This window comes from Micromonospora sp. NPDC000442 (assembly GCF_042898635.1).
In the GTDB taxonomy this organism is placed as follows: Bacteria; Actinomycetota; Actinomycetes; order Mycobacteriales; family Micromonosporaceae; genus Micromonospora.
The window spans coordinates 177,568-199,343 of record NZ_JBIAYZ010000007.1; the positions used below are offsets into that span (position 1 = coordinate 177,568).

A 21,776-nucleotide genomic window follows, 5' to 3' on the forward strand; every position below is an offset into this window, starting at 1 on the left:
CCGCCGTCGTACGGGCGGCGATAGGCTCGTCGCATGACGGTGGCGGTACGGGTGATCCCCTGTCTCGACGTGGACGCGGGACGGGTGGTCAAGGGCGTCAACTTCCTCGACCTGCGGGACGCGGGCGACCCCGTCGAGCTGGCTGCCGCGTACGACCGCGCGGGTGCCGACGAGTTGACCTTCCTCGACGTCACCGCCTCGTCGAGCGACCGGGGCACGATGCTCGACGTGGTCCGGCGTACGGCGGAGTCGGTCTTCATCCCGCTGACCGTCGGCGGCGGGGTGCGGACGGTGGCGGACGTGGACACGCTGCTGCGCGCGGGTGCCGACAAGATCGGGGTGAACACGGCGGCGATCGCCCGGCCGGAGCTGCTCGCGGAGATCGCGGAGCGGTTCGGTCGGCAGGTGCTGGTGCTCTCGCTCGACGTACGGCGGGCGTCGGCGGGCACCACCCCCAGCGGCTTCGAGGTGACCACCCACGGCGGCCGGCGCGGCACCGGGCTGGACGCCGTGCAGTGGGCACGGCGCGGCGCCGAGCTGGGCGCGGGCGAGATCCTGCTCAACTCGATGGACGCCGACGGCACGAAGGCCGGTTTCGATCTGGAGCTCATCGGCGCGGTGCGCCGGGTCGTCGACGTTCCGGTGGTGGCCAGCGGTGGTGCGGGTGAGGCGACCCACTTTCCTCCGGCGATCGGCGCCGGCGCCGACGCAGTGCTGGCGGCCAGTGTGTTCCATTTCGGGGAGCTGACCGTGGCGGAGGTCAAGGACGTGCTGCGCGGCGCCGGTCACCCGGTGCGCTGACGCCGGCGGGGCGCTGCGATCGCAGCCAGCGGATCGCGCCCTGGCCGCGGCCAGGGCGGTACGACGTCGCCAGCGCTCCGCCGCGGCCGACGACGGCGCGGCGCTCAGCCGCGGCCGGAGTGTCCTTCGGGGGAGCGCCGGGGCATCGGGATGGATCGCACCAGGTACTCCTGCACGGCGGCGGCGTGCTCCTGTTCGTCGAGGTGCCAGTCCGCGGTGCCGGGTGCGTGCCGGCGGCTGAGCACGCCCTGCACGGTGTCGACGGTGGTGGCCAGGCCGGCGCTGGGCCGCGAGCGCCACAGGTGCTCGCCGTCGGGAGTGAGCCGGAACCAGCCGTCGGCGACGTCGACCAGCCCGGCGCCGAGCAACCGGCGGATCGCCTCCTCGATGTCGTGCCGTTCGGGAATGCTGTGGTCGAGATGGTCGGCCGTGGAGAGCACGTCGGCGAGGCGTACTCCCTCGGGCCGGCGGGTGGTCGTGGACCGTCGGTGGCGTCCGGCGCCGCTGGCGATCACCAGCGAGACGAAGATCCATGCGTCGGTACGACGCCAGGCGTTGTCCCCCATGCGGAGATTCTGCCGGGCGACCCGGCTCCAGGAAAACACCGAGCGGCGCACTGCGACCGTGAGTGGCATCATGATTGCCGACAGTCGATGTGGGTGGACGGGGCCGACCCGATCCGGTATATGTCGGTGGCGTTGGGTGATCGTCAGATGGCTGGTGCCGGCTCGATCCGTTCCGGTGCCGGTGGGCTCGGTTCGGCGACGTCGAACACGGGCAGGAACAGTTGGGCCAGTGGTCCGATGGTCAGCGCGTACGCGATGGTGCCGATGCCGACCGTGCCACCGAGCACCGCTCCCACGGCAATCACGCCGATTTCGATGACGGTGCGGACCAGGCGTAGCGACCGGCCGGGACGGCGGGCGACCAGGCCGGTCATCAGCCCGTCCCGAGGGCCGGGGCCGAGTCGGGCGCCGAGGTAGAGCGCGGTGGCCGCGCCGTTGCCGACGATCCCGGCGACCAGCAGGAATATCCGCAGCGCGAGCGACCCTCCGGGCGGCAGCAGGGCCAGGCTCGCGTCGACCGCCAGGCCGATCACCACCACGTTGGCGACGGTGCCGAGGCCGGGGCGTTGGCGCAGCGGGATCCAGGCCAGCAGCACCAGCGCGCCCACCGCGATGACCACGGTGCCCATGCTCAGCCCGGTCAGCCGGGACAGTCCCTGGTGGAAGACGTCCCAGGGGTTCAGCCCGAGCCCGGAGCGGATCATCAGCGCCATGCTGAAGCCGTAGACGATGAGCCCCACGAACAGGTGGGTGAGTCGTCGGGTCGGCCGGTGCCGGAGGTTGCCAATCATTGCCACGCATGCCACTCTAGGTGCCAATTGGCCTCGCGATAGTGCCAATCTTGGGAGAGTGGCCATGGTAAGTCAGGTGCGCGGGGTCCAATTGGCCCGACTGCTCGGGCAGTGGCACGCCCTGCCCGGCCGGCGACGCAGCCCCGACTACGCCGCGCTGGCCGGGGCGGTACGCGGTCTGCTCGCCGACGGGCGGCTACCCCTCGGCGTGCGGCTGCCGGCCGAACGGGACCTGGCCGAGGCGCTGCGGATCAGCCGTACCACCGTCACGGCCGCGTACCGCGAGCTGCGCGACAGCGGGCACCTGGCCAGCCGGCGGGGCGCCGGAAGCTGGACGATGCTGCCGGGGACGCACCGGGTGGCGCCCAACGGACTCTGGATCCCGCTGGACGACCGGGACATGCTCGACCTCGGGGTGGCGGCGTTGGCCGCCCCGCCCGAGCTGCTGCCGGCGGCCCGCGCGGCGGCTGAGGACCTGCCCCGCTACCTCAACGGTGCCGGGTACCACCCGATCGGGATCATCGAGCTGCGGGAGGCGGTCGCCCAGCGGTACACCGAGCGGGGCCTGCCCACCTCGCCCGACCAGATCATGGTCACCAACGGCACGCAGCACGCCCTGGACCTGGTCCTGCGGCTGGCGGTCGCGCCAGGCGGCGGGGTGTTGGTCGAGTCGCCGAGCTACCCCAACGCGCTCGCGGCACTCGCCGCCCGGCGGGCCCGGATCACCACGTACGGCCTGGCCGCCGATGCCGACGGTTGGGACGCGGACCTGCTGTTGGGCACGCTGCGACAGGTGCGACCCCGGGTCGGGTACCTGATCCCCGACTTTCAGAACCCGACCGGGCACCTGATGCCGGCCGAGCTGCGGGAACGGCTGGTGGCCACCGCGCACGCGGTCGGCACGGATCTCGTGATCGACGAGTCGTTCGTGGATCTGCCGCTGGACGGGACCGACCTGCCGCCGCCGACGGCGAGCTTCGACCGGCACTCCCGAGTGGTAAGCGTCGGTGGCATGAGCAAGCCGTTCTGGGGTGGGCTGCGGATCGGCTGGATCCGCAGCTCGGCGCCGCAGGTGCAGCGGCTGGCCGCGGCGCGGGTGGGTGTGGACATGTCCAGCCCGGTGCTGGACCAGTTGGTCGCGGTGCACCTGCTGGACGTCGCGCCGGCCATCGTGGCCGCCCGGCGGGCACAACTGGCCGTGCAGCGTGACGCGTTGCTCGGCGCGCTGGCCGCCCGGTTGCCCGAGTGGCGGGTCACCGTGCCGCGCGGCGGGGTGACCCTCTGGGCCGAGTTGGACGGGCCGATCTCCAGTGCCCTGGCGCGCGCCGCCGAGGAGGTCGGCGTACGCCTGGCGCCCGGACCGCGCTTCGGCCTCGACGGGACGCTGGAGCGCTTCCTGCGGCTGCCGTTCACCCTGCCCGCCGCCGACCTGGTCGAGGCGGTCGGGCGGATCGCAGCGGTCCGCTACGACCTGGATCGGGCGGGGCAACCCCGCTGGCGGGAGCCGAGCGTCATCGCCTGAGCCGGTGCCGGTGCCCGCGCGGGGTACCGGTACCGGCGGGCCGATCCCGCCGATCCGCAGTGGCCGGCCGCCGACGGCGGGCAGACTGCCGGGATGGAGGGCGTCAGCGGGGTGCGATGGTCACGCGGGGTGAGACCGGGTGCCCCGGGGTCCCGAACCACCCGCCTGGAACTCTTCTACGACCTGGTCTTCGTCTTCGCCTTCATCAACGTCACCTCGCTCACCGCGGCGAACCCCACCGCGCGCGGCCTGGCGCAGGGCCTGATCGTGATGGCCCTGCTCTGGTGGGCGTGGGCCGGATTCGCCGCGCTCGGCAATGTGGTCCGGGCCGATCAGGGTGTCCTGCCGTTCGTCGCGTTCACCACGATGGCTGCCGCGTTCGTGTTCATCCTCGCCATGCCGCAGGCGTTCCGCAGCAGCCTCGGCGGGCTGCCCGGCCCACTGGTCTTCGCCGTCTGCTACTTCATCGTCCGCGCCGTGCCGGTGGCGGTCTTCGGCTGGCTGGCCCGCGGTGATCGCGAGCTTCGCCGCCGTTTCGTCCTGGTGATGGGTCGTGGGCTGGTCGTCGGGGCGTTGGTCCTCGGTGCCGCATTGGTGCCGCAGCGGCTGGCCAGCGAGCCCGGGGAGATCGGTCTGCGGCTGGCGCTGTGGCTCGCCGCGCTCGCGGTCGACTACACCGCCGCGCTGTCGCTGCGCGGCAGCGGTTGGACGGTGATGTCGGCCGGTCACTGGGCGGAGCGGCACGCTCAGATCGTGCTGGTGGCGCTCGGCGAGACGATCATCGCCCTGGGGCTCGGTACCGGATTCGCCGCCGAATTGCCGCTGAGCTGGTCGGTGATCATCGCGGCGACGTGCGGCGTGGCGGTGGTGGCGGGGTTGTGGTGGGCGTACTTCGACACCTTCGCACTGGCCCTGGAGCAGGCGCTGCACCGGGCCCGGGATCCGTCGGTCCGGGCGGTGCTGGCCCGGGACGCGTACACCTATCTGCACCTGCCGTTGGTCGCCGGCCCGGTCCTGCTCGCCCTCGGCCTCAAGGGGCTGCTCGACGAAACCGCCGAGCCGGACGCCCCGATCGGCGGTGCCCGCCTGCCCGGGTTCGACCTGCTGGTCCTGTACGGCGGGGTGGCGCTGTACCTGCTCACCCTGGTGGTGCTGGGCTGGCGGGTGCTGCGGCTGTCACGGTGGCCGACGCTCGCCTGTGTCGCCCTGCTGGGGGCGCTGTCACCGCTCGCCGCCCGGTTGCCGGAACTGGCCGCGCTGGGGTTGCTGACGGTGGTCGTGCTGGCCACGGTGGTGGTGCAGACGACTGTGGACGCGGGGCTGCGTGGACGGGTGCGTGAGGTGGCGCTGGCGGAACAGCTCGCCACCGAGGCCGAGCAGACCACCTGGCGCGGGCGCCACCTGTGACTGGCGGCCGGACTCCACTTCCAGGGTTCGACCAACGTCACCACCTTGACCTCCGAGCAACTGACCGCGGTGGCCCTGATCGAGACACTCCTCGTGCTGGCGTTGCTCTGATCGTGCTGGACCGGCTTCGCCGCACTCGGCAATCTCGTCCGTGCCGACCAGGGGATCATGCTTGCGGTCGGCTTCGGCGTCATGGCGTCGATCTTCGTGCTGGCCCTCACCACCGATGTGGCGTTCTACGACGAGCCGGGTGGTCTGGTCGGTCCGCTGGTGTTCGCCACGGCCTACCTGCTCACCTGGCTCATCAAGATCGTGGCCTTCTGGGCGAGCGTGACCGTGTCGTCACGCCGCCGGGCGGTGCTGCTGACCCTGCCGGCGACGGGCGGCGCGGTGCTCATCCTGATCGCCGCCGTGCTGCCCGACATGCTCTTCGGTGAAAGGTGGCGCTGTGCGGCTCGGACTGTGGATGGTGGCATTGTCGTTCGAGTACACCGTCGCCCTCCTGCTGATCCGCACCACGTGGCAGGTGCGCTCGGCCGGGCATCTGGCCGAGCGGCACGGACTGATCGTGCTCGTCGCGCTGGGTGAGTCGGTGATCGCCCTTGGCCTGGGTGCGGCGGAGCGCACCGGCCGGCCGATCAGCTGGTGGGCCATCTACGCGGCGGGTGTCACCCTCAGCATCATCTTCGCGCTGTGGTGGCTCTACTTCGACACCCTCGCCCTCGCCATGGAGCAGCACCTGCACGGCGTGCGGGGGCCGGAGCGGATCCCCCTGGTCCGGGACGTGTACACCTACCTGCACCTGCCGTTGATCGTCGGAATCATCTTCTTCGCCCTCGGGATCAAGCGCATGATCGCCCGCCTCGCCGACCCCGCCGTGCTGCCCAACCAGGACACCTTCGACGGGTTGGAACTGCTCTCGCTCTACGGCGGGTTGGTGGTCTACCTGCTGGCGTTGGTCGCCATGCAGTGGCGCATGTTCCGTCGCCTGGCCCGCCGGCCGCTGATAGGTGCTGGCGGTCTCGGCGCCGGCGCTGCTGTCGTTGCCGAGCCTGGCCGACCTGACCCTGGTCGGCACGGTCTTCGTGGTGCTGGTGCTGGTGCTGGTGCAGGTCGGGCGGGACGGCCCGGTGCGCCGACGGGTGCGGTGCCTGGCCCTGGAGGAGCAGGTCGCCCTGGAGGACGAGGCGAACGTGTTCCGCCGCCGGCTGTGACACCGACCCGCGGCGCGGGGAACCGGGCACCGGCCCCGCACCTGGCGCAGGTACGGGGCCGGGGGATGACCGTTGATCAGATCTCGGCGACGGTGCCGGCGTACATCTTGTCGATCTCGTCGGCGAAGTTGCTCTCCACCCCACGACGCTTGATCTTCAGCGACGGGGTGATCTCACCGTCCTCGATGGTCAGGTCGCGCGGCAGGATGGTGACCTTCTTGATGGTCTCCCAGCGGTTCAGCTTCTGGTTGAGCTGGGCGACGTACTCCTCGACCATGGCCTGGGCCTCGGGGGAGGCGACGATCTCGGGGTACGGGCGGCCCTCCAGCGGGGTGCCGGCCGCCCAGCCGGCGATGGCGTCCGGGTCCAGCGTGACAAGCATCGTGCAGTAGTTGCGGGCCTGGCCGATCACCACCGCCTGCGAGGTGTACGGGCAGGTGGCCTTGAACATGCCCTCGATGTGTGACGGTGCGACGTACTTGCCGCCGGAGGTCTTGACCAGGTCCTTCTTGCGGTCGGTGATGCGCAGGTAGCCGTCGTCGTCGAGGCTGCCGATGTCGCCGGTACGGAAGAAGCCGTCCTCGGTGAACGCGGCGGCCGTCTCCTCGGACAGGTTGTGGTAGCCCCGCATCACCGGCCGGCCCTTGAGCAGGATCTCGCCGTCGGTGTCGATGCGGCACTCAAGGTCGCCCATGGCCTTGCCGACGGTGCCGATCCGCAGCCCCTCCGGCGGGTTGACGAAGTTACCGGCGCTGGTCTCGGTCAGCCCGTAACCCTCGGAGATCGGCAGGTTCGCCGCGGCGAAGAAGGTGGCGATCTCCGGGCTGAGCGGGGCGGCACCGGAGACCAGCACCCGGATGCGGCCACCGAGACGGGCCTGGAGCTTGCTGAAGACCAGCTTCTCCGCCAGCGTGTACTTGAGCTTCAGCCCGCCCGGCACCGCCTTGCCGGCCTGCTCCAGGGCGACCTTCTCCTTGCCGACCCCCACCGCCCAGGCGAAGATCTTGGCCTTTGCCCCACCGGCGCCCTGTGCGGTGGTGACCGACTTGTTGTAGACCTTCTCGAAGACCCGGGGTGCGCCGCACATCAACGTCGGGCGGACCACCGAGAGCAGCTCGACGAGCTTGTCGACCCGGCCGTCCACGTACGTGGGCAGGCCGACGTGCGTGGCGCCGCAGAGCAGTGTCTTGCCGAACGAGTGGGACAGCGGCAGCCAGAGGTACTGCAGGTCGTCCTCGCGGAGCAGCCCGACCGCCTCCTGCGCCACGCCCTCCCAGCACCAGCCGCCGTGCAGCAGCTCGACGCCCTTGGGGCGCCCGGTGGTGCCGGAGGTGTAGATCAGGGTGGCCAGATGGTCCGGGCCGATGCCGGTGACCAGGCGCTCGATCAGCTCCGGGTCCTCGGCGAGCCGCTGGGCGCCCTGCTCCTCCAACTGGGCGAGGGTCAGTTGGGGCACGGCCGCGGACGGATCGGCGGCACCGTCGAAGAGGACCACGTGGGTCAGTGCGGGCAGTTGCGCCCCGGCGATCTTGGCCGCCTGGTCCGGATTCTCCGCGAACAGCACCTTCGAGCCGGAGTCGGAGATGATGTAGGTGGCGTCCTCGGGCTCGGTGGTCGGGTAGACCGTGGTCGTGGCGCCGCTGGCGCACATGATGCCGAAGTCGGCGATCACCCATTCGAGCCGGGTGTTCGCCAGGATCGCGACCCGGTCCTCCTGACCGACGCCCAGGCCATGCAGGCCGGCGGCGACCGCCTTGGCCCGCTGGGAGACCTGTGCCCAGGTCAGCCAGACCGGTCCGTCCGGGCCGGGGTGGGCGAAAGCGTGGCGGTCGGGGGACGCCGCCACGCGCTTGAGGAACATGTCAGGAATGGAGCTGTACGGTACATCGAGAGCCATCGCTGTAGCCGCCTTCGGGGGTGGAGGCGTGACGGTCGTCACGGTCGGTGTTCGTTACCGAAGGGTATTGCCTGTCCCCGGGCGTCGGCTAGCCCTGACGATCATCCACCAGCCCGTTCCCGCGAATGACACCCTCGTCTCATGCGTAGCGCGCCGCTGTCCGTGACCAGTCGTAGGTGGCCCGGATCCAGTTCCGCCGGGTGTCCAGCGCCGGCCGTACCGCGTCGCCGTGGCGGGCCAACAGGTTGGTCTCGGCCGCCAGGTACGCGCCGAGCCGATCGTTGAACCGGTCGGCGGCGGCCCGCAGCGCCACCGACTCGTCGCCGGTCTCCCTGGTCAGCACCGTGATCAGGTTGTGCGCGTCAGGCCCGCCCTGGTGTTCCTTGCGGTAGGAGAAGACGTCGTTGCACCAGCAGATGAGGTCGGCGGCCAGCATCTCCAGGGCGGCCCACCCGGGGTCGGCTCGGCGTACGGCCGGCGGAAAGCCGTCCAGCGCCAGGTCGGTCAGGGTGAGACTGGGGTACACCGCACCGGTGTGCCGGCGCATCTGGACGTACTCGTCGACCGGCGGGACCCGCTCGTGTTCCCGGTTCGCCGCCTCCCACAGCAGCGCCAGCAGGTAATCGCGCATCCCGGCGACGAACCGCAGCAGCACCGCCGGGCGTCGGTGGCCGCGTACCCGCTGGCACAGGTCGGCCAGGCCGAGCGCCAGCGTCCCGGCCGCGCCGGGCGGCACCGGACCCGGCGCGCCCTGGCGGTCCAGCACGTCCAGCAGCGCGGCCACGGTCGGTGCGAGCAGCGTGGGATCGGCACCCAGCCCGTCCTCGTCGCAGGCGTCGTCCATCACGAACAGCCAGGAGATCAGGTCGGTCAACAGGCGCAGGCGTTCCGGCGGGGCCTGCGGGCAGGCCCGCCCGGCGAGCCCGGCCGCATCCGCTCGGTGCAGCCGCTGCCCGTTACTGATCAGGCCCAGCTCCTGCGCCCAGCCCGTGCTCTCCCGGGCCACGCGCTCGGTGTCCTCGTGGCGGACGCCGGCGAACGGAGGCTCTCGCAGGGCCGAGACCACAAAGCTTCGCATCGCGCTCCCTGTCACCACCCCCCCACGAGGCGGCGCGGGTCAGCGTACGGGAGCACCAATGGTGGTCGGTCGATGAGTAGAGTAACGTTTCGGATTTTGCCGTGACCGGTTCCGCACAGAGGGTTACAAGCCCAGGCTGGCCGTGCGGAGCCGATCGGCCAGGGCCGGCGTGCCGTCGAGTTGCACCCGCGCCGCGCGTTGCCGGCCGGACAGGAACAGGGCCAACTCACCGGGCGTGCCGACCAGCCGCAGCGGCTCGCCGCCACGGCCGGTGGCCACCTCGCCGTGACCGGGCGCCTGGACCAGCACCTGGGCCGGGAAGCGACGCAGGGCCAGCCGGCCCAGCGCCGACACCCGTCGCCACAGCGCCCGCTCCAACCCCACCGGCAAGTCACGGGGCTGCCAGCCGGCCCGGGCGCGGCGTACGTCCTCGTGATGGATGAAGAACTCCAGCGTGTTGGTCAGCTCGTCGGTAAGCGGGTTGCTCACCGGGCTCCACAGCGGAGGACGCCGCACCTGGCCGAGCAGCTCGGTCCAGTTGAGGGCGGCGACCTGACGCCGCACCCGCTCGGCGTACCCGCTCAGTGGTGGGAGAAAGATGCCCGTCGCGGCGTCCGGACGACGCTCCCGGACCACCAGATGTGCGGCGAGGTCCCGCGTCGTCCAGCCCTCGTTGAGGGTCGGGGCGTCCGGGCCCAGGGTGGACATCAGCTCGGTGAGCGCCTCGCGCTCCGATCGGGCGTACCGCGACATGACAGTGATCGTAAGCCGGTGCGGACGAGGTCGCGTGCCGAGCCGGCACGCGGTCGATCCGGTCTGTGGGGTGACGTCGGACATATCGCCGGGGGTCGGCGTACCGGGCGCGTAGCGGTAAGGATGAGAGAGGATTATGGCGGCTTACGGCGGGGGAGAATGTGGCGAGCGGGACTAGTCGGGACGTGCTCGGTCGCGGGCTGGCCGTTCTCGGGCAGGCCATCCGGGAACAACCGAGGATCTTCGCGGTCGCGGTGTCCGGCAGCGTGCTGTTCGGCCTGATGGTGGTCGCCAGCGCGTTCGTGGTCGGCGCGGTGGTCGGTGATGTGGTGGTGCCGGCCGTCGAGAGCGGTTCGGTGGCGGTGAGCGCGCTGGCGCTGGCCGCCGCGGCACTGCTCGGGCTGAGCGTGCTGCGGGTGGTCGGCATCTTCGGTCGACGGCTCGGCGCCGGCTACATGCAGTTCCGCCTCCAGGCCGCCTACCGCCGCCGGGTCACCCGCCGTTACCTGGAACTGCCGCTGTCCTGGCACCACCGCAACGCGACCGGCACGCTGCTGTCCAACGCCAACTCCGACGTCGAGGCCGCCTGGCAACCGATCGCGCCGTTACCCTTCGCGGTGGGCACGCTGGTGATGCTGATCGGCGCGGTGACGTCACTGTTCGCCGTCGACTGGGCGCTGGCGCTGGTCGGGCTGGCCGTCTTCCCGGCCCTGTTCGCGCTCAACGTGGCGTACTCCCGCCGGATGGCCCCGCGTCAGGCGCGGGCCCAGCGCCTGCGGGCCGAGGTCAGCGGCATCGCGCACGAGAGCTTCGACGGTGCGCTGGTGGTCAAGACGATGGGTCGGGAGGCCCAGGAGACCGCCCGGTTTGCGGATCGGGCCGGCGAGCTACGCGACGCGCTGATCTCGGTCGGTCGGCTCCGGGGCATCTTCGATCCGATGCTGGAGACCCTGCCCAGCCTGGGCACGCTCGCCGTGCTTGTGGTCGGCGCGTACCGGCTGCGCCAGGGTGCCATCGAGGTGTCCGAGCTGGTCAGCGTGGCCTTCCTCTTCACCGTGCTGGCCTTCCCCGTGCGGGCCATCGGCTGGGTGCTGGCCGAACTGCCGCGCAGCGTCGCCGGCTGGGACCGGATCCGCCGGGTGCTCGACGCCACCGGCGAGATGCCGTACGGCGACACCCGGCCGGATCCGGCCGTGGCGACGCCGGCCACGCTCACCTTCACCGACGTCGGATTCGCCTACGAACCCGCCGAGGCGCACCTGCCCGGAGCCGAGGTGTTGGGCGAGGTCTCCTTCACCGTGCCGGCCGGCAAGACCGTCGCCCTGGTCGGGCCGACCGGCGCCGGCAAGTCCACCATCACCGCGCTGGCGGTCCGGCTGGTCGACCCGCAGTCGGGCACGGTCAGCATCGACGGCGTGGATGTCCGTGACCTGGCCGCGGACGTACTCGCCGGTACCGCCGCGCTGGTCGCCCAGGTGCCCTTCGTCTTCGACGACACCGTCCGGGCCAACGTCTCGCTGGACCGCCCCGGCGTCGACGACGAGGCCGTCTGGGCCGCGCTGCGCCTGGCCGAGGCCGACGGGTTCGTCGCCGCCCTGCCCGACGGGCTGGACACCATGGTCGGTGAGCGGGGTACCTCCCTCTCCGGCGGCCAGCGGCAGCGACTCACCCTCGCCCGGGCGTTGGCGGGTCGCCCCCGACTGCTGGTGCTCGACGACGCGACAAGCGCGGTCGACCCCCGGGTGGAGGCCGCCATCCTGGCCGGGCTGCGCTCGTCGGCCGGCGGCGGCCCGGGCGCGTCGATCCTGGTGGTGGCCTACCGGCGGGCCACCATCGCCCTCGCCGACGAGGTCATCTACCTGGAGCAGGGGCGGGTGGTGGCGCGGGGCACCCACAGCACGCTGCTGGCCACCGTGCCGGGCTACGCCGATCTCGTCACCGCCTACGAGCAGGCCGAGGTCGATCCTGACCGGCAGCGCACGTACGACGAGGTCACCCCGATGACCTCCGGACTGGAGGTGGACCGGTGAGCGCGAGGAGTGAGCTTGCGAGCCCCGCGGTCGCGAACGAAAGGCGGGTTCGGTGAGCGCGAGGAGTGAGCTTGCGAGCCCCGCAGTCGCGAACGAAAGGCAGACCCGGTGAGCGTGGGCTCAGTGACGGTCGGCGAAGCGCCGGAGCAGGCCGAGTCGACGTGGCGGACGCTGCGTCGAGGGCTGGCGCTCTCCCCGGAACTGCGGGTCGGGTTGGCCGGCACCCTCGCGCTGGCGCTGGTGTACATGATCGGCCGGGTGGCCGTGCCGGTGGCCGTGCAGCAGGGCATCGACCGGGGCATCGCCGGCGGGTTGGACCTGGACGCGCTGTTCGTGGTGGTGTCGGTCACCGCGGCGGTGCTTGTGGTGACCACCTCCTGTGGCTACCTGATGATGCGCCGACTGTTCACGGTCAGCGAGACGGCGCTGGCGGGGGTGCGGGTACGCGCCTTCCGGCACGTGCACGACCTGTCGATGCTGCACCAGCAGTCGGAGCGGCGGGGTTCCCTGGTTTCCCGGGTCACCAGCGACGTCGACCAGATCACCCAGTTCCTTCAGTGGGGTGGGGTGATCCTGCTGGTCAACCTGGGGCAGCTGGTGGTCACCACGGCCGTGATGCTGGCGTACTCGTGGCAGTTAACGCTTGTGGTCTTCGTCGCCTTCGGGCCGGCGGTACTGGTGATCCGGCTGCTCCAGCGCCGGCTCGCCGCTGCGTACGGGGTGGTCCGGCAGCGCACCGGCGCCCTGCTGGGGGCGGTCGGGGAGAGCGTGGTCGGCGCGCCGGTGATCCGGGCGTACGGCATCGCGGGCCGTACCGCCCGGCGGCTGGACGAGGCGATCGACGGTCAGCGGCGGGCGCAGCAGAAGGCGATCCGGATCAGCATCCTCGGCAGCTCGGTCGGTGAGCTGGCCGCCGGGCTGGCGCTGGCCGGCGTGGTGGTGCTCGGGGTGTTCCTCGGCGCCGACCGGACGCTGAGCATCGGTGAGATCACCGCGTTCCTGTTCCTGGTGACGCTCTTCATCCAGCCGGTGCAGATCGCCACCGAGGTGCTGAACGAGGCGCAGAACGCGATCGCCGGCTGGCGTCGGGTGCTCGACGTGCTGGATGTCGAACCGGATGTGGCGGATCCGGGGGCGCAGGGGCGTGAGCTGCCCACCGGGCCGCTGGACATCCGCTTCGGCGGCGTGCGCTTCGCCTATCCGGGCGGTCCGACGGTGCTGCACGACATCAGCCTGGAGATCCCGGCGAAGAGTCGGGTGGCGGTGGTCGGTGAGACCGGTAGCGGCAAGACCACCTTCGCCAAGCTGGTGACCCGGCTGATGGATCCGACGGCCGGGGCGGTGCTGCTGTCCGGGGTGCCGCTGACCGACGTGCGTTTCGACTCGCTGCGTTCCCGGGTGGTGATGGTTCCGCAGGACGGGTTCCTGTTCGACGCCACGGTGGCCGACAACGTCCGCTTCGCCCGTCCGGAGCTGACCGATGAGCAGCTCACCGTCGCTTTCACCGAGTTGGGTCTGGCCGACTGGCTGGACGGGCTGCCCGCCGGGCTGGCCACCGGGGTGGGCGAGCGTGGCGAGGCGTTGAGCGTGGGGGAGCGCCAGTTGGTGGCGTTGGCCCGGGCGTACGTGGCCGATCCGGACCTGCTGGTGCTGGACGAGGCGACAAGTGCGGTGGACCCGGCCACCGAGGTGCGGTTGCAGCGGACGTTGGACGCGGTGACCCGGGGTCGGACCACCCTGGCGATCGCGCACCGGCTGTCGACGGCGCAGAACGCCGACGAGGTGATCGTGGTGGACCGGGGGCGGGTCGTGCAGCGTGGCTCGCACGACGAGCTGGTCCGCGAGCCGGATTCGGTGTACGGGCTGCTCTACGCCTCGTGGCTTGAGCAGACCCGGTAGACGACGCGGGGCCGATGCCATACCCTCCGAGTTAGGTAAGCCTAACCTCAAAGGAGGTCGTGTCATGCGGCCCAGCCCCGCTGAGATCGTCCGGACCCTGGTCGCGGGTCGGTTGCCCGGCCTCGTCCACCTGGCCTGCCGGCCCGGTCTGCACCACGCGCGCCACGCCACCGACCCCGAGGGGCGGGTGTTGCTGCTGGTGCCGGTGGTCAGCGATCTCGCGGCGGCGCTGGGTCCCGGTGCCGGGGACCGCGCCGTCGCGGTGGTGCTCGACGTGCTCGACCTGCCGCCGGCCGCCGGGGCACCGTCACTCGGCCGGGCTCTGGTCTCCGGTTGGGCGCGTTTGTTGGCCGGCGACGAGGCACGGGCCGCCGCGGTGGACTTCGCCGCCGTGGAGCCCACCGGCGACCTGCTCGACGTCGGCACCCGATTCCGGCTCTTCCGCTTCGAGGTGGCCGAGGCGCGTTGGCACCGGGCCGGCGAGTTGCGCCGGATCGACCCTGGGGCGTACGCCGAGGCCGAGCCGGACCCGCTGCACCCGCTCGAGGCGGGTCTGCTCGCCCACCTGGGCGAGGACCACGCCCAGCGGATGACGGACTACCTGCGCCGGCAGCTCGGCCTGGCCGCCGGCCCGGTCGAGCACGCGCCACGGGTCGAGCGGATCGACAGGTACGGGATGCTGGTGAGCTTCGGCCGGCCGGGCGCCCGGCGACGGGCCCGGATCGCCTTCGGCCGCCGGTTGACCGACCAGGCCGACCTGACCCGGCTGCTGCACCCGGTGTTCTGCGTGAGTTGACCGACCGTCGCGCAGGTCGCTGCCGGTCTCTGCGGTCCCGCCGGGTCGACAGGTCTCCGCCGGATCAACCGGCGAGGTCGCCGGTGAGATAGCGGTGCACGTTCGGGCCGACCGTGGCGATCAGGGTCTCCGGCGCGGCGGAGGCCACCGGCTCCAACCGGATCACGTAGCGCATCAGCGCCAGCCCGACGAGTTGGCTGGCCACCAGCGATCCGCGCAGCGGCACCTCGGCCGGATCGACGTCGAGCTGGTCGAGGACCCGGCGCAGCACCTGGGTGGTGAGGAACTCGCGCAGCAGCCGGGCGGTCCATTCGCTGCTGACCGCGGAGCGCAGCAGGGCCACCCCGGCGGCACCGGCCGGCGAGTCCCAGACCGTGACGAACATGCGTACCAGCCGCTCGCCGAGGGCGGCACGGTCACCGGCGAGCACCTTCGGCAGCAGTTCCCGAGGGTCCACCGGGAACCGCATGGCGGCCAGGAAGAGCTGTTCCTTGGTGCCGAAGTAGTGGTGCACCAGGGCCGGGTCGACCCCGGCCGAGGCGGCGATGGCCCGGATGGTGCTGGCGTCGAAGCCGCGTTCGGCGAAGACGGCCCGGGCCGCGTCGAGAATCGCGTCCCGGGTGCCGGGTTTGCCGGGTCGCCGTCCGCTGCGCCGTACCATCGCCCTCCCTCGCTCCTGTCGGCGGCCGTGCCTGCCCGGCGGGCGCGGCCCACCCGCGCCGGGCAGGCACGGTGCCGTCAGCCGCTGCGCCGGCGCAGGGTGGCCGCGGCGAGGACCAGCGCCAGCACCGCCGCGGCGGCGACGATCGCCACGTCACGCCACATCGTCCCGGTCGGTTCAGCGTGCGCGCCGACCTCCTGCAGGGCCTCGACGGCGTACGACAGGGGCAGCACGTCACTGATCGCCTGCAACCAGCCGGCCATCTCGTCGCGGGGCACGAACAGCCCGCAGAGCAGCAGTTGTGGCGCGACGACGACCGGCATGAACTGTACGGCCTGGAACTCGGTGCGGGCGAAGGCGCTGCAGAGCAGCCCGAGCGCGACGGCGAGCACCGCGTTCAGTGCGGCGATCATGATGACCAGGATGCTGCTGCCGGCCGTCTGGAGGCCGAAGACCCAGTACGCGACGGCGGAGGCGATGCCGGCCTGCACCGCGCCGGCCAGCCCGAAGGCGATCCCGTACCCGAAGAGCAGGTCGGTCTTGCCCAGTGGGGTGGTGAGCAGCCGTTCCAGCGTGCCGGTGGTGCGCTCGCGCAGCATCGCGATGCTGGTCACCAGGAACATGATGATGAACGGGAAGAAGCCGAGCATCACCAGCGCGATCCGGTCGAACGTCGACGGCTGTCCGGGCGGCGCGGGCTGGTCGGCGTACATGTAGTAGATCAGGGTGAGCAGGACGGTGGGCACGGCCACCAGCAGCGCGACGGTCCGTCGGTCGTGGCGCAGCTGCCGCAGGATGCGCGTGACGGTGGCGGAGAGGATGCGCGGGTTCATCACGCCTCCCCGGACTGGTCGGGCTGAGCGGCTCTGATCAGCCGCAGGAACGCCTCGTCGAGGTCGTCCACTCCGGCGGCGGCCCGGATGGCCGCTGGCGTGTCGTCGGCGATGAGCCGTCCCTCGCGGATGAGCAGCAACCGGTCGCACCGGGCGGCCTCGTCCATCACGTGACTCGACACCAGCAGGGTCGTCCCGGTCGCGGCCAGCGCGTGGAAGCGGGCCCAGAGGCCGGCCCGCAGCACCGGATCCTGACCGACGGTGGGCTCGTCGAGCACGATCAGCTCGGGCTCGCCGACCAGTGCGCAGGCCAGCGACGCCCGGCTGCGCTGCCCGCCGGAGAGGGTGCCCACCAGTTGGCTCGCCGCCGAGGCCAGCCCGACGTCGGCCACCGCCCGGTCGGCCTCGGCCCGGTCGCGGCCGTGCAGCGCGGCGAAGTAGCGGGCGTTCTCCCGCACCGTCAGGTCGGCGTAGACGCTCGGCGCCTGGGTCAGGTAACCGACCCGGTGGCGCAGCGGCGGCGAGCCGGCCGGGGCTCCGAGCACCGTCACCGTGCCGGCGGCGATCACCTGCACTCCGACGACCGCGCGCATCAACGTGGTCTTGCCGCTGCCGCTCGGCCCGAGCAGACCGGTGACCGAGCCGCGCGGCACCGTGGCGTCGATCGCGTGCAGCACCCGCCGTCCGCCCCGGTCCACGACCAGGCCCCGGACGGCGATCGCGTCGCCCATCGCCCACCTCCCCAATTCATCGTCTGTTGAAATCAACGGTAGGTGAAATACTGCCGGTTCGGCAAGCGCGCGGCGCGGGGTCGCGCCGTGCCCGCCGGTGCTGGGACCCTCGAACGATGGACATCGGTACGCGGGAGCCGACCTTCACCGTCAGCGAGGCGGCCCAGCGGGTCGGCCTGACCACCCACACGTTGCGTTGGTACGAGCAGGAGGGGCTGGTGGCCCCGGTGGGCCGGGATTCCGCCGGTCGGCGTCGCTACACCACGGAGGACGTCAACTGGCTGTTGCTGCTGACCCGGCTGCGCCGCACCGGCATGCCGGTGCGCGACATGCGTCGCTACGTCGAGCTGGCCCGACAGGGTGATGGCACGCTCGGTGCCCGCCGGGCGCTGTTCGAGGAGCATCGCGTACGGGTGCTGCACCGGATGGCCGAGCTGGAGGAGGACCTCAAGGTGCTCGACTTCAAGATCGACCACTACCGGCGGGCGGAGCTGGGCGAGTTCGACTGAGTGCGTAATCGGGCTAAACGCCCTCCACGGTGGCAAAGCCAATAGCACGGTCAGTCAGTACCGGATCGGACGCCAGGTCCGTCACCGGTCATTGCACCCTGATCGGACGTGCGGCACGATGGCGCAGTGGATCACGCTCCGTCACCGGACAGTGGGTTCTTCGACGACTGGGCCGCACGGCTGCGGGCGAGCGCCGACCGACCCGTGGTGGGCATCCTGCTGCGCGGCAGCCACGCGCGCCGAGCCGCCACCGCGCACAGCGACGTCGACGTCGACGTGCTGCTCGGTGGCGCTCCGTACGCGGCACGTCGGGCGTACCTCGCGGAGCACTCCGGCCGGCTGACCCACGTGTCGGTAGCGGCCCGGGACATCCGCTCCTGGGTGACCCGGCTCGGTGAGCCGGCCGACTGGGCGTTCGGTCTGCCGGTGACAGCCCCCACCCGGCTGCTCTGGGCCGACCCGTACTGGCGGCACCGCATCGACCTGCCGGTGCTCTGCCAGCCGGCCGACGAGCCACGGCTGGAGGAACTGATCGCCACGCTCGGCAAGGTGGCGGCGGCCCGGGACGACGAGGACGCGCTCGGTGCCCGGTTGGCCGCTGCCGACCTGGCTCGGCTCTGTCCCTCGGTGTTGCGGCTGGCGAACCCGTCGGTACGGGTGGTCTCCCGCCGGTCGGCCTTCGCCGCCGCGCTCGACCTGCAGGTGGCGCCCGCCGGCTACCGCGAGGACATGCTGCGCTGCCTCGGCCTGCGTCCCGGCTCGACCGGCCAGGTGTGGGCGGCGGCGGCTCGCCTGGTGACCGGCACCCTGCCGCTGATCCGTCCGTACGCCGCCGAGGTGGCCCGGGCGGCCGGGCCGGATCTCGCCGACGCCCTGCTGGACGGGCGCCTGGACCGCTACGTGGCCCAGTTGGGTCGGCCCGGCGGCGGTACGCCTTCCGCCAGCCGGGAGCCCGCTGGGGTACCCGCGCCGCGTGCGGGACAATGGCTCACTGTGCCCGTACCTGACGCGCCGGTGACCGGCGCCCACCCTGAGCAGCCGGAGCGGCCGGGCGGTTCGCAGCGACCGTCACGCCTCGACCCGGCGATCGCCGGCCGCCTGCGACGCACCCCCGACGGCCTGGTGGCCGCGGTGGTCCGCCAACACGACAGCGGTGAGGTGCTGATGATGGCCTGGATGGACGACGAGGCCCTGCACCGCACGCTGACCACCGGCCGGGCCACCTACTGGTCGCGCAGCCGGCGCGAGTACTGGGTCAAGGGCGCCACCTCCGGCCACCATCAGTACGTCCGTTCCGTCGCGCTCGACTGCGACGGTGACGCGGTGCTGGTCAGCGTCGACCAGGTCGGTGCCGCCTGCCACACCGGGCAGCGCACCTGCTTCTCCACCGAGCTCCCGGTCACCGGCGAGGTGGCCTCATGAGCGAGCGAAGCGGAGTGCCGGCATGAGCGATGGTCGGGTGAGCCCGGACGCGAGCACCTTCACCGAACTTGCCGCCCGGTGGCGGGTGGTACCGGTCACCCGCCGGCTGCTCGCCGACGCGGAGACACCGGTCGGCGTCTACCGCAAGCTCGCCGGTGGCCCGGGGACGTTCCTGCTGGAGTCCGCCGAGCAGGGCGTCGGCTCGTCCGGGCTGGCCTGGGCCCGGTACTCCTTCGTCGGGGTGCGCAGCAGCGCCACCCTGGTCGAGCGCGACGGCACCGCGGCCTGGCTCGGCGTGCCGCCGGCCGGTCTGCCGACTTCCGGGGACCCGGTCGAGGTGCTGCGGGCGACGGTGACGGCGCTGGCCGGCCCGCCCGGCGCCCCGGGTGACGGGATGCCACCGCTGACCGGCGGCATGGTCGGCTATCTCGGCTACGACCTGATCCGTCGCTTCGAGCGGCTTCCCGCGTTCACCGAGGACGACCTGCGCCTGCCCGAGCTGGGCATGATGCTCGCCACCGATCTGGTGGTGCTCGACCACTTCGACGGTTCGGCGATCCTGGTCGCCAACGCGATCCTGCCGCCGCTGGACGAGCCGGGTCGCGACGAGCTGGTCACCGCCGCCTACCACCACGCGGTGGGCCGCCTGGACGCGATGACCACTGCGCTGTCGCGGCCCATCCCGCCGATGGTCGCCACGGTCGCCCGCCCGCCGGCCGGCGAGGTACGCAGCCGCACCCCGGACGGTGGGTACCCGAAGGCGGTGGAGGCGGCGAAGGAGGCGATCCGGGCCGGCGAGTGCTTCCAGATCGTGCTAGCCCAGCGGTTCGAGCGGGAGACCGACGCCGACCCGTTGGACGTCTACCGGGTGCTGCGCACCACCAACCCGAGCCCCTACATGTACCTGCTGCGCTTCGACGACTTCGACATCGTCGGCTCGTCACCCGAGGCGCACCTGAAGGTGACCGGTGAGGTGGACGGCGAGCGGCGGGCCCTGCTGCACCCGATCGCCGGCACCCGACCGCGCGGCGCGACCCCGGAGGCCGACGCCCGGCTCGCCGCCGAACTGCTCGCCGATCCGAAGGAACGTGCCGAGCACGTGATGTTGGTCGACCTGGGCCGCAACGACCTCGGCCGGGTCTGCCGTCCCGGCACCGTCGAGGTGCCGGAGTTCGCCACCATCGAGCGGTACAGCCACGTGATGCACATCGTCTCCACGGTGGTCGGCACGCTGCGGGCGGACCGCACCGCCTTCGACGCGCTCGCCGCGACCTTCCCGGCGGGCACGCTCTCCGGCGCGCCGAAGGTACGTGCCATGGAGATCATCGAGGAGTTGGAGCCGGTCCGCCGGGGTCTCTACGGCGGGACGGTGGGGTACTTCGGTTTCGCCGGCGATCTCGACATGGCCATCGCGATCCGGACCGCGCTGATCCGGGGCGGCCGGGCGTACGTGCAGGCCGGCGCCGGTGTGGTGGCCGACTCCGATCCGGCTGCGGAGGACCAGGAGACCAGGAACAAGGCCGCCGCGGTGCTGGCGGCCATCGCCGCCGCGGAAACCCTCCGGCCGGCCCGGTGAGCGCGAGGAATGTAGCGCAGCGGAGTCCCGCAGTCGCGAACGGAAAGTGGGCCCGGTGAGCGCGAGGAATGTAGCGCAGCGGAGTCCCGCAGTCGCGAACGGAAAGTGGGCCCGGTGAGCGCGAGGAATGTAGCGGTGGAACCCGGGGGTGCCCGGTCCGTGCCGGGTCGGCGGGAGCTGGCGTACGCCGTGCTGCTCTGCCTGGCCGGCGCGGGGCTGGCGCTGTGGGCGGCGACCCGCACCTGGGTGGTCGGCGCGGTCAGCCGGGCGGACCCGACGCTGCTGCTGGTGGAGGAGGGACGCACGGGCGGGCAACTGCTGCCGTGGCTGCCGGCGTTGGCCCTCGTCGGGCTGGCCGGCGGGGGCGCGGTGCTGGCCACCCGGGGCCGGCTGCGTCGGGTGCTCGGCGGGCTGCTGACCGTGCTCGGCCTGGCCCTCGCGGCCGGCGGAGGCTACGGGCTCGTCGGTGACCTCGGGGACCCGGTCACCTGGCAGTGGCCCGCGCTCACCCTGCTCGGCGGGATCCTCTCCGCCGCCGGTGGTTCGTTGACCATGCTGCGTGGTCACCGCTGGCCGGCGATGGGTGCCCGCTACGAACGTCGGACCACCCGGCCGACCGGCACCAGCGGCCCGATCGAGGGGGCCGGCACCGTCGAGGCGTGGGAGGCGATGGACCGTGGCGAGGACCCCACGATCCGCTGAGCGCCCGGACGTTGCCGTGCGGTCGACGTTGTCGTGCGGCCGGGCGGTGCCGTGCGGTCGGGGCCAATGAGATTCCTCACCGTCATGTCACTGCGACATGAAGATTTGAGGGTGACATGACGGTGAGGAGTCAATCCCCATCGGGCCGCACTCGTTCACGGCCAGGGTAGGCGCTGCTCAGGGCTGCCGCACCACGACGGCGCGGGTGTCGGTGGCACGGTGGGCCGGGAGAACTGGCGTTTCGCGGACGCCCCGGCCAGCAGATGGGCCGGGCGGAGCGGTGCGGTCAGCCGACCGGTTGGCGGGCCCGCACCCGGGCCGCGGTGAGTTCCGCGACGAGGCGGTCCAACTCGGCCCGCTGGTCGGCTCGGGCCCGGTCGGCGCAGATGGCCTCCCAGGCGTTGCCGGAAGCGGTCCGCATCCGGTCGGGCCCGACCACTGCCCGCTCCAACGTGTGGACGACACCGACGGCGAGCGACGCGACGGTGCGCGAGATGGTGGTGAGGCCGATGGTCTGGTGCGGCGCGGAGGTACTCATGATCACCCCGGGGAGAGATCGTCGTGGCGGTGGGGCAGGCGCGTCATTGA

20 protein-coding genes and 3 pseudogenes are annotated in these 21,776 nt (G+C 72.2%); 14 read left to right on the forward strand and 9 right to left on the reverse strand.

The window, feature by feature from the left end; all coding sequences use genetic code 11:
• Positions 1–33 precede the first annotated feature (33 nt).
• Complete coding sequence (gene hisF, locus ACFY2A_RS13820) at positions 34–801, forward strand: imidazole glycerol phosphate synthase subunit HisF (RefSeq protein WP_363924420.1); 768 nt, start codon at positions 34–36, stop codon at positions 799–801.
• A gap of 104 nt (positions 802–905) precedes the next feature.
• Here hisF and ACFY2A_RS13825 read toward each other — a convergent pair whose 3' ends face one another.
• Complete coding sequence (locus ACFY2A_RS13825; RefSeq protein WP_363924419.1) at positions 906–1,367, reverse strand: hypothetical protein; 462 nt, start codon at positions 1,365–1,367, stop codon at positions 906–908.
• Between the two features lie 143 nt (positions 1,368–1,510).
• Positions 1,511–2,164 carry a YitT family protein gene (locus ACFY2A_RS13830; RefSeq protein WP_387171519.1) on the reverse strand — a complete coding sequence of 218 codons (654 nt, stop codon included), beginning with the start codon at positions 2,162–2,164 and terminating at the stop codon, positions 1,511–1,513.
• Between the two features lie 58 nt (positions 2,165–2,222).
• Here ACFY2A_RS13830 and ACFY2A_RS13835 point away from each other — a divergent pair, with 58 nt between their 5' ends.
• The 5 genes and pseudogenes from ACFY2A_RS13835 to ACFY2A_RS13855 all read left to right on the forward strand — a co-directional run bounded on the left by ACFY2A_RS13835 (position 2,223) and on the right by ACFY2A_RS13855 (position 6,301).
• Positions 2,223–3,680, forward strand: coding sequence for a PLP-dependent aminotransferase family protein (locus ACFY2A_RS13835; RefSeq protein WP_363924417.1), 1,458 nt, complete (start codon positions 2,223–2,225; stop codon positions 3,678–3,680).
• Positions 3,681–3,773: 93 nt separating this feature from the next.
• Entirely contained in the window at positions 3,774–5,087 is a 1,314-nt protein-coding gene (locus tag ACFY2A_RS13840) for a low temperature requirement protein A (RefSeq protein WP_387171521.1), read from the forward strand.
• 126 nt (positions 5,088–5,213) lie between these two features.
• Positions 5,214–5,675, forward strand: a pseudogene (locus tag ACFY2A_RS13845) (low temperature requirement protein A); the annotation flags it as partial.
• Positions 5,557–6,072: pseudogene (locus ACFY2A_RS13850) on the forward strand (low temperature requirement protein A); the annotation flags it as partial. The pseudogenes ACFY2A_RS13845 and ACFY2A_RS13850, both read left to right, overlap by 119 nt.
• 25 nt (positions 6,073–6,097) lie before the next feature.
• Complete coding sequence (locus tag ACFY2A_RS13855; protein ID WP_387171777.1) at positions 6,098–6,301, forward strand: hypothetical protein; 204 nt, start codon at positions 6,098–6,100, stop codon at positions 6,299–6,301.
• Between the two features lie 76 nt (positions 6,302–6,377).
• Here the strand turns inward: ACFY2A_RS13855 and ACFY2A_RS13860 are convergent, their stop codons facing one another.
• The 3 genes from ACFY2A_RS13860 to ACFY2A_RS13870 form a co-directional block, all read right to left on the reverse strand.
• On the reverse strand, positions 6,378–8,198 hold the full coding sequence (locus ACFY2A_RS13860; RefSeq protein ID WP_387171523.1) for an AMP-dependent synthetase/ligase: 1,821 nt from the start codon (positions 8,196–8,198) through the stop codon (positions 6,378–6,380).
• Positions 8,199–8,337: 139 nt separating this feature from the next.
• Positions 8,338–9,276 (reverse strand): terpene synthase, encoded by a 939-nt coding sequence (locus tag ACFY2A_RS13865; protein ID WP_387171525.1) that lies wholly within the window; start codon positions 9,274–9,276, stop codon positions 8,338–8,340.
• Between the two features lie 123 nt (positions 9,277–9,399).
• Positions 9,400–10,029, reverse strand: a complete 630-nt coding sequence (locus tag ACFY2A_RS13870; protein WP_387171527.1) for a TIGR03085 family metal-binding protein — start codon at positions 10,027–10,029, stop codon at positions 9,400–9,402.
• Positions 10,030–10,190: 161 nt separating this feature from the next.
• Between ACFY2A_RS13870 and ACFY2A_RS13875 the strand changes: the two genes are divergently transcribed.
• The 3 genes from ACFY2A_RS13875 to ACFY2A_RS13885 all read left to right on the forward strand — a co-directional run bounded on the left by ACFY2A_RS13875 (position 10,191) and on the right by ACFY2A_RS13885 (position 14,754).
• A complete protein-coding gene (locus ACFY2A_RS13875) occupies positions 10,191–12,059 on the forward strand; it encodes an ABC transporter ATP-binding protein (RefSeq protein ID WP_387171529.1) in 1,869 nt (622 codons plus the stop codon).
• A 114-nt stretch (positions 12,060–12,173) separates the two neighbouring features.
• Positions 12,174–13,958 carry an ABC transporter ATP-binding protein gene (locus ACFY2A_RS13880; RefSeq protein WP_387171758.1) on the forward strand — a complete coding sequence of 595 codons (1,785 nt, stop codon included), beginning with the start codon at positions 12,174–12,176 and terminating at the stop codon, positions 13,956–13,958.
• A 64-nt stretch (positions 13,959–14,022) separates the two neighbouring features.
• Entirely contained in the window at positions 14,023–14,754 is a 732-nt protein-coding gene (locus tag ACFY2A_RS13885) for a DUF2470 domain-containing protein (RefSeq protein ID WP_387171531.1), read from the forward strand.
• A 64-nt stretch (positions 14,755–14,818) separates the two neighbouring features.
• Here ACFY2A_RS13885 and ACFY2A_RS13890 read toward each other — a convergent pair whose 3' ends face one another.
• The 3 genes from ACFY2A_RS13890 to ACFY2A_RS13900 form a co-directional block, all read right to left on the reverse strand.
• Positions 14,819–15,415 (reverse strand): TetR family transcriptional regulator, encoded by a 597-nt coding sequence (locus tag ACFY2A_RS13890; protein ID WP_387171533.1) that lies wholly within the window; start codon positions 15,413–15,415, stop codon positions 14,819–14,821.
• A gap of 77 nt (positions 15,416–15,492) precedes the next feature.
• Entirely contained in the window at positions 15,493–16,248 is a 756-nt protein-coding gene (locus ACFY2A_RS13895; protein ID WP_387171535.1) for an ABC transporter permease, read from the reverse strand.
• The gene (locus ACFY2A_RS13900) at positions 16,248–16,979 is read right to left on the reverse strand and encodes an ABC transporter ATP-binding protein (protein WP_387171537.1); all 732 of its coding nucleotides are present in this window, start codon (positions 16,977–16,979) and stop codon (positions 16,248–16,250) included. Before ACFY2A_RS13900 ends, ACFY2A_RS13895 begins: the two co-directional genes overlap by 1 nt.
• 116 nt (positions 16,980–17,095) lie before the next feature.
• On the opposite strand from ACFY2A_RS13900, the gene ACFY2A_RS13905 reads away from it, so the two are divergent.
• The 5 genes and pseudogenes from ACFY2A_RS13905 (at position 17,096) to ACFY2A_RS13925 (ending at position 21,188) form a co-directional block, all read left to right on the forward strand.
• On the forward strand, positions 17,096–17,488 hold the full coding sequence (locus tag ACFY2A_RS13905; protein ID WP_387171539.1) for a MerR family transcriptional regulator: 393 nt from the start codon (positions 17,096–17,098) through the stop codon (positions 17,486–17,488).
• A 489-nt stretch (positions 17,489–17,977) separates the two neighbouring features.
• Positions 17,978–18,301, forward strand: a pseudogene (locus tag ACFY2A_RS13910) (phosphoribosyl-AMP cyclohydrolase); the annotation flags it as partial.
• A 180-nt stretch (positions 18,302–18,481) separates the two neighbouring features.
• Positions 18,482–18,910 carry a phosphoribosyl-AMP cyclohydrolase gene (gene hisI / locus ACFY2A_RS13915; RefSeq protein ID WP_387171760.1) on the forward strand — a complete coding sequence of 143 codons (429 nt, stop codon included), beginning with the start codon at positions 18,482–18,484 and terminating at the stop codon, positions 18,908–18,910.
• A 22-nt stretch (positions 18,911–18,932) separates the two neighbouring features.
• Positions 18,933–20,486 (forward strand): anthranilate synthase component I, encoded by a 1,554-nt coding sequence (locus ACFY2A_RS13920; protein WP_363924405.1) that lies wholly within the window; start codon positions 18,933–18,935, stop codon positions 20,484–20,486.
• Between the two features lie 135 nt (positions 20,487–20,621).
• The gene (locus tag ACFY2A_RS13925; RefSeq protein ID WP_363924404.1) at positions 20,622–21,188 is read left to right on the forward strand and encodes a Trp biosynthesis-associated membrane protein; all 567 of its coding nucleotides are present in this window, start codon (positions 20,622–20,624) and stop codon (positions 21,186–21,188) included.
• Between the two features lie 286 nt (positions 21,189–21,474).
• Here ACFY2A_RS13925 and ACFY2A_RS13930 read toward each other — a convergent pair whose 3' ends face one another.
• Entirely contained in the window at positions 21,475–21,726 is a 252-nt protein-coding gene (locus ACFY2A_RS13930; RefSeq protein WP_387171542.1) for a hypothetical protein, read from the reverse strand.
• Positions 21,727–21,776: the final 50 nt, after the last annotated feature.

What these genes read in the sequence shown, in the direction of transcription:
- ACFY2A_RS13865 (WP_387171525.1), bottom strand. Translation starts at nt 9,276, where the DNA reads ATGCGAAGCTTTGTGGTCTCGGCCCTGCGAGAGCCTCCGTTCGCCGGC.
- ACFY2A_RS13890 (WP_387171533.1), bottom strand. Translation starts at nt 15,415, where the DNA reads ATGGTACGGCGCAGCGGACGGCGACCCGGCAAACCCGGCACCCGGGAC.
- ACFY2A_RS13920 (WP_363924405.1), top strand. Translation starts at nt 18,933, where the DNA reads ATGAGCGATGGTCGGGTGAGCCCGGACGCGAGCACCTTCACCGAACTT.
- ACFY2A_RS13885 (WP_387171531.1), top strand. Translation starts at nt 14,023, where the DNA reads ATGCGGCCCAGCCCCGCTGAGATCGTCCGGACCCTGGTCGCGGGTCGG.
- ACFY2A_RS13860 (WP_387171523.1), bottom strand. Translation starts at nt 8,198, where the DNA reads ATGGCTCTCGATGTACCGTACAGCTCCATTCCTGACATGTTCCTCAAG.
- hisF (WP_363924420.1), top strand. Translation starts at nt 34, where the DNA reads ATGACGGTGGCGGTACGGGTGATCCCCTGTCTCGACGTGGACGCGGGA.
- ACFY2A_RS13930 (WP_387171542.1), bottom strand. Translation starts at nt 21,726, where the DNA reads ATGAGTACCTCCGCGCCGCACCAGACCATCGGCCTCACCACCATCTCG.
- ACFY2A_RS13900 (WP_387171537.1), bottom strand. Translation starts at nt 16,979, where the DNA reads ATGGGCGACGCGATCGCCGTCCGGGGCCTGGTCGTGGACCGGGGCGGA.
- ACFY2A_RS13905 (WP_387171539.1), top strand. Translation starts at nt 17,096, where the DNA reads ATGGACATCGGTACGCGGGAGCCGACCTTCACCGTCAGCGAGGCGGCC.
- ACFY2A_RS13825 (WP_363924419.1), bottom strand. Translation starts at nt 1,367, where the DNA reads ATGGGGGACAACGCCTGGCGTCGTACCGACGCATGGATCTTCGTCTCG.
- ACFY2A_RS13835 (WP_363924417.1), top strand. Translation starts at nt 2,223, where the DNA reads ATGGTAAGTCAGGTGCGCGGGGTCCAATTGGCCCGACTGCTCGGGCAG.
- ACFY2A_RS13895 (WP_387171535.1), bottom strand. Translation starts at nt 16,248, where the DNA reads ATGAACCCGCGCATCCTCTCCGCCACCGTCACGCGCATCCTGCGGCAG.
- ACFY2A_RS13870 (WP_387171527.1), bottom strand. Translation starts at nt 10,029, where the DNA reads ATGTCGCGGTACGCCCGATCGGAGCGCGAGGCGCTCACCGAGCTGATG.
- ACFY2A_RS13840 (WP_387171521.1), top strand. Translation starts at nt 3,774, where the DNA reads ATGGAGGGCGTCAGCGGGGTGCGATGGTCACGCGGGGTGAGACCGGGT.